The organism is Aeribacillus sp. JST-2 (assembly GCF_056032925.1).
On the sequence record NZ_JBVVUU010000071.1, the window covers coordinates 1 to 6,674 of the forward strand.

Sequence of the window (6,674 nt, forward strand, 5' to 3'; positions counted from 1 at the left end):
TGTTTAGTTGTCAAATTGTCAATTGAATCGATATTGCGACGCAGATTTTGGTTGAATGGTTTACGGGTGATAGATGGTAATCAAGTCGCTTGGAATGGGGAAACTGCTGTTGCCTCTAAACTAAGGCGAAAAGGAATTGGCCAATAGCTCACGGCTCTAGGAATCGGTCGCTACCACCAGTTCAATTGATAGTAGGTTTGATAGATGGGGCAGATTATGATAACATCAATGGAGAACATGTCACGAAACCCTTTTTTTCCAAGCATCGTGATCTTCAAAGCTCGCATTCTCGGCATACGTTCAATCCAGTTTAATTGATAAAATTGCTCGAGCAAAGCATGACCGAGTGCGCCTGCCAAGTGGTGGCGTCGCTCACTCCAGTCTAAGCATTTATGGGAGAAGGAGTGGCGCTTTTTTCGCAGTTCCTCTATATTGATTTGACAATCGGAAAAGAAGAGATCTCCTTTCTCCGTAATAGAGAAGCAATCCTCTGTTTCGTTTATGAACTGATTTTCCATCAGTGCCTCCATAATTTGGACACCTAAATAGGGCTTGCTGAACGAATCACCGACTGAAAATTTTCTGAAACAGCCATCAGTGCGAATAGCTCTCTGAAAAAATGGCAAAAAAGAACCCTAAGCTTTCGCTCAAGATTCATTACCAAGAACTGGATGCAAACTACTGTTTCACTGGTGTCTTGAAGGCGTGCTCGAATAAGACCCAGCCCATAGGAGCGCTTGCCTTATCCAAATTTACCTTCTACAGTGTTCCGTTCAGATGCATCCTTTTTCGCCAGTAGCCTTTGGGCTGTGTCCTCTTCCTTTGAAGGACGGCCAAGTTTTGGACCGCTAAGGCGGATTCCACGTTCCTTGCAATACTGTAGGTTTTCTCGGTTTCGATAGATTTTGTCTGCTAGGACAGCTTCCGGGTAGAACTGATAGTTTTCAACTGATTCTTGAAGGGTGATGCTTTCGTTGAAATTGTCCCAGTCTAATTTCTCGACCAGGACGTATCCATCCACTACGCTGACGGCAACCTTTGAACCAAATTCTATATTTGCCTTGGCTTTGCCTCGAACGATTGGACGTACATGTGGCTGGGAAATGCTGACGATCCGATCATCAACACGATGTGTTTTTGTACGGTGCATTTCTTCTTGTTGCCGATAGAGTTCCTGAATGACAAGAAGCTCCCTGTACTCCTGTTTGCTCAATAGAGATAATGAGCTTTGCGACACCAACTCTTGAATAATTCCAAGATCTCTCTTGACATATCTCAGTTATTTACCGACAGCTTTGTACATCTTTCTGGTGCTAACCTTCCGCTGTTTAGCGATGGTCAGATAGTCCTTTCTTGCCTTCTTTCGATAAGTCCGGGGCTTTTGTTTCGATCCTTTCAACGGCTCATGCAGGACGTCAATGATATGTTCCAGTTTTTCGCGAGCTTCGTTAAGGAGTCCAAGGTCGGTGGGAAAGGCAATATCAGCTGGTGCACATGTTGCATCAAGCAACAATTTACCATTTTTTATAATTTCTTCAGAAACATTCGTGTCAGGTTCCACGACATCTTCTGAAAAATCACTATTGGAAGGTGGGTTACTGTCTTGATCATTGTCATCGTTTTCTTTATCCTGCTTTTGTTCTTCCATGACGATCCATTCGTTGACTTTATTGATGATATCGGAGCCGAGCCTCTTCCGAAAATGGGTCATCAAAGAGTGATGGAAAGGGGCTGTTTCTTGAAACGAAGGGAGACCAATAAAGTACTGCAGATACGGGTTTTCTGTAATCTGCTGGACGGTTTCACGGTCACTGCATCCAAGGCGCTCTTGAATTAACAAAGCTTCAAGGGCAACTCTTACAGAGAGAGCCTTCTCACCTTTGAAGGCATTCTTGAACGCCTTGGCATATTTCTCTTCAGCCTTCCCCCAAGGAACGATTTCGGATAGAAGGACCTAGCGATTTTCTTTATTTAACTTTCCGCCAAAGGGCAGAAAGAAGTCATCCGAAAATGTCAGTTGATTTTGCGTTTCCTGATACACAGTGTCAGCCTCCAAGTGCAAGGGTTTTTGTAGATTTTCGTGCAAATCCTTACACTTTATATTCGACAAAAATGTCTAAAACCCTTGTCATTACTAGGTTTTTTGTTTATTCAGCAGACCCTAAATAAAAATGTAAACAAGACAAGCTTATGGAAGTTTTGTTCTTTTGCCTCTTTCTCCAGCTCTCGTAGCAACAGTTTTCTTATCCCTTGTTCTCGATTTGCTCTCTGAATGTATACAGAGACATCCGCTACTCCACTATAAAAAAATTTGATAAATGGGGTGGGAAAAATGAACGAAATACCTCTTCAAAACACAATGATTTCCACTACTTTTGAAAAATATGAGGCAAAATTTAAAGCATTAGCTGACCAGAAGCGCCTCCACATCATGAACATCCTTTCCCAAAATGGTCCTACATGTGTCTGCGATCTAACTCAACTGCTAGAGATGACCCAGTCTAAATTATCTTATCATTTAAGAATTTTATTAGATGCCAATCTCATTAAAAAAGAAACAAAAGGGACATGGAGTTACTATGAACTAAATACGGATGAAGTAAACCATTTGTTATCACCAGAACTATGTTGTCTTTTTCGTCCATCCTGCTAGTTTTCGAGGGTAATTAATTTTTTTGATTTATAAATCAAAATATTTTGATGAAAGAGGTGTACTATATAATGTACGAATATGAATATCTCATCTTAATAAACAAAAAACAGAAGGAAATCCAACGGAATGCTTCTCAAGCATGGAAATATGAAAGCATTCCACAGTTCTACCTAAAATCAATTTTTTAAAAAATTTTTCAATTGGTTAGTTGTAAAATTAAATGCAACAGATGAAGATAAAAAACAAGAAGACCATAGACAAACCGTGTTATGATTAGGTCGACGAAAACACAATCATACGGAGGTTTTATCTATGATCCAAACTCAGTCTACCACAAATAAACGCTCTTTTAAACATCTAACTGCATATGATCGTGGTAAAATAGCCGTTTTACGCTAACAAGGTAAATCTTTACAAGCGATTGCTAATGAATTGGGCTGCCACAAAAGCACGATTTCTCGTGAATTAAAGCGTGGAACAGTTCAACAAATGAAATCAGACAGGACCTACTTTGAAGCCTATTTTCCAGAAACCGGACAAACCCGATACGAGAATAATCGGAAGGCATGTGGCGCCAAGTTAAAACTAGATTTCGCCATTGATTTCATCCAATTTGTTGAAAAGAAAATCTTAGATGACGATTGATCTCCGGTTGCAGCTTGTGGACACGCTAAACTTCATAACACGTATGGTGATCAGATTGTTTGTACAAAAACCATTTATAACTATATTGATAAAGGGCTAATAGCCGTTAAAAACATCGATTTACCAATGAAGTTGAGACGTAATACCAAAACAAAACGAGTCCGTAAAAATAAGCGCATCCTAGGTCAAAGTATTGAAGAACGACCATCTGAAGTTGAACAGCGTCAAGAATTTGGACACTGGGAAATCGATACAGTCATCGGCAAAAAAGACCAAGAAGATCGAGTTCTCCTGACTCTTACAGAACGTAAGACTTGAGAAGAATTCATATTCAGAGCTGAAGGTAAGACCAGCCAAGCCATCAATCGTATCATCGAGAGTTTGTGTAATAAATACGGCAATCATTTTCATCAAGTTTTCAAAACCATTACATCAGATAATGGTTCTGAGTTTGCGGAACTAAGCCTAGCAGTTCAAGATGAGGACACATCTGTTTATTTTACTCATCCCTATTGCTCTAGCGAAAGAGGGACAAACGAGAGACACAATGGCCTTATCAGACGATTTATTCCTAAGGAGAAACCGATTTCTTCTGTATCTGATCAAACGATTTGTTATGCAGAACGGTTGTGTAATAACCTTCCTCGCAGGATATTAGGTTACAAGACCTCAGAAGAATGTTTTCAGGAAGAGCTTTCCCGATTGGTTTCATAATGATCGGCATATTGCGTCTAGCAACTTGACATGGAACCACCAGCAGGCATGACTGTTCAGCCAGGAAGCCAGCTGACAAAGAGGCTGGCTGTGCCAACAAGGCTATCATGCCTGCCCCTCCATGTAAAGTTGCCCGATTTACAGTCCCTTTTAATTGCAATTTAGTCTAAAACCTTAATCTATCACGGTTAACTTGGGTTTATTAAAAGTGTTGCATTTAATATTGCAATTTAGGAACAAAATACTAAACAGCATCTGTTGTTGTATAAATTGCTAATCTATCCATAAAACTTCATTAGTTTTGCATAAAATAAAAATCAGTTTGTCAAGTCAAATCATAGAAAAAATAAAGTGTTTTTATGGGATATATGGAAAAATAAGGTCTTTTTAGATATAAAAAAACTCCTTATAATTAGGTTTGGTAGTCCTGTCCAAATCCTAATTAAAAAGGGAAGCCTATGGATATCACAAAATCCACAATAAATGAACTGTTTAAAGGAATGGATCAACAAACTTTTTCTAAATTGATGAATACGATTAATCTTGATAAGTACGTTAAAAAACTGACAGCTTATAAATTCTTACAATTGCTTATCATTTCTCAAATTAACAAAATCGAAAGTTTAGCTGCTTTATCTAAGCACGTAAAGGACGAGGAAGAGTTACAAACCCATATTGAGTTTGATGCGATAAGTACCTCACAACTTTCCAGAAAGCTTGGTAGTTTGTCGCCTGAGTTGTTTGAGAAAATCTTTCATCATTTGGTATTGGAGATCCTGCCAAAAGTGAAACACACTCCTATCCTCCGGGATATAAGAAGTCTTTGTGTCATCGACTCAACTACGATGAGCATGAGTATTACCCAGTATCCATGGGCGACATTCCGTAAGACGAAAGCAGGTGTCCGTCTCTATTTAAGAGTCGTCGTCACGAAAGAATTTACGCTCCCGGATAAAGGAGTTATTTTACCGGCTAAACTTGCAGACCGCACGCAGATGAGTGAATTGATTGAGAGTGACCCAAATGCCCTTTATCTCTTTGACCGGGGATATGTGGATTATAAGAAGTTTGATCAATTTTGCTGCGAAGGGATTCGATTTATTACCCGATTAAAGAAAAATGCGGAAATTGAAGTTTTTTCAGAAACATCTCCGGACCCGGAAAGTCTCATCTACAAAGATCAGATCGTCTTTCTTGGAAATGCTCAAAATGGTACAAAGATGAAACATCCTCTCCGTTTCATCGAAACGAAAGACAGTGAAGGAAACCTCGTTGGGATCATTACGAATTGCTTTGATCTTTCCGCTAACACAGATGTTGATCATTTACTCCGTTTATTGAGTTTGGTGTATTGCGTTTGATAAACTCAAGTTTGACACCATTTCACTACATGTGGATAACTAAAGGTGATTATACCAATAGTTATCCACTTTTTTTATCGAAAATATAATCATTATGTAGTGTTATGTGGATAACTTTTGTATATCCAATAATATGTAATATATGTTATACTATTAGTGCTATGTATATTCGAATTAATAAGCAAAAAAATAAAAATGGTTCTGTTCGTCAATATCTACAAATATGTCGTACATTTCGTGTAGACAATAAAGTTCGGCAACAAACGCTTTGTAATCTAGGGAGGTTAGAACATTTATTAGAGAATGGCTCTGTCGATAACATAATCGAGGGATTAGCCAAATTTTCAGAGCGTTACTTTGACCGAATTCACGGGCAAGGCTCTTCCTCTTCTGTCTCCGTGCTTTGGACAAAAGAGTTTGGGCCGGTTTATCTGTTCCGAAAGGTATGGGAAAAGTTAGGGCTTGGTCGGCTATTACGTAAAATCATGGATGATTCCGAGGCTGCTTCTCAGTATGACGAAGCCATTTTTGCCATGGTGTTAAACCGTCTCATGGATCCCAATAGTAAGCATTATATCTTCAAACAATGGATCGACACGATTTATGCAGAAGGTCTTTCAGACATCCAACTCCATCACTACTATCGTGCATTAGACTTCTTAAGTGAACAAAAAGAAAAAATTGAGGAACAACTTTATGGACATTTAACCGATTTAACCTCATTAGAAGTAGATATCGTGTTTTACGACACGACAAGCACCTATTTCGAAGGAGAGGAAGCAGACGAACTGCTGGCTCACTATGGTTACTCCAAAGATCATCGTGGAGATCGAAAACAAGTCGTGATTGGCTTATTAATGACCAAAACAGGGATTCCGATTGGACATCAAGTCTTCCCTGGAAACATGCATGATACGAAGACATTTGGCATGGTGGTTGGAGATCTGAAGAAGCGCTATCCTATTCAGAAAGTCATTCTAGTGGGAGACCGCGGAATGGTTAGTGAAGCCAACTTAGATCAAATTCGTGAACTGGGCATGGAATATATAGTGGGTGTCAAATTACGAAAGTCGAAGAAAGCCCAAGAGCTATTATCCATCCGTGGGCCATATAAGAAGGTTCTCCCGAATCTAAAAGTGAAGTCAAAGAAAATCGATGGCGAAACGTATGTACTCTGTTACAATCCGGACGCTGAAGAACGTGATCGAGCGAGTCGTCAAGTCGTGTTAGAAAACCTTCAATCGAAGCTTGATGAACTCGGTCCATCTGGACTCGTCAAAAACCGTGCGTATTCCAAGTTT

4 protein-coding genes and 2 pseudogenes are annotated in these 6,674 nt (G+C 39.4%); 4 read left to right on the forward strand and 2 right to left on the reverse strand.

Annotated features, from left to right (window positions below; all coding sequences use genetic code 11):
- Positions 1-170 precede the first annotated feature (170 nt).
- Positions 171-518, reverse strand: coding sequence for a hypothetical protein (locus AC0KTX_RS16270; protein WP_474253120.1), 348 nt, complete (start codon positions 516-518; stop codon positions 171-173).
- A 23-nt stretch (positions 519-541) separates the two neighbouring features.
- Positions 542-2,041 (reverse strand): annotated as a pseudogene (locus AC0KTX_RS16275) (IS5 family transposase).
- A 291-nt stretch (positions 2,042-2,332) separates the two neighbouring features.
- Here AC0KTX_RS16275 and AC0KTX_RS16280 point away from each other — a divergent pair.
- The 4 genes and pseudogenes from AC0KTX_RS16280 to AC0KTX_RS16295 all read left to right on the forward strand — a co-directional run.
- Positions 2,333-2,653, forward strand: coding sequence for an ArsR/SmtB family transcription factor (locus AC0KTX_RS16280; protein ID WP_474253121.1), 321 nt, complete (start codon positions 2,333-2,335; stop codon positions 2,651-2,653).
- Between the two features lie 312 nt (positions 2,654-2,965).
- Positions 2,966-4,012 (forward strand): annotated as a pseudogene (locus AC0KTX_RS16285) (IS30 family transposase).
- A 458-nt stretch (positions 4,013-4,470) separates the two neighbouring features.
- Complete coding sequence (locus tag AC0KTX_RS16290; protein WP_474253122.1) at positions 4,471-5,373, forward strand: IS4 family transposase; 903 nt, start codon at positions 4,471-4,473, stop codon at positions 5,371-5,373.
- A gap of 161 nt (positions 5,374-5,534) precedes the next feature.
- Positions 5,535-6,674 (forward strand): IS1634 family transposase (locus tag AC0KTX_RS16295; RefSeq protein WP_474253123.1); only part of this gene is annotated, 1,140 nt, incomplete at its 3' end.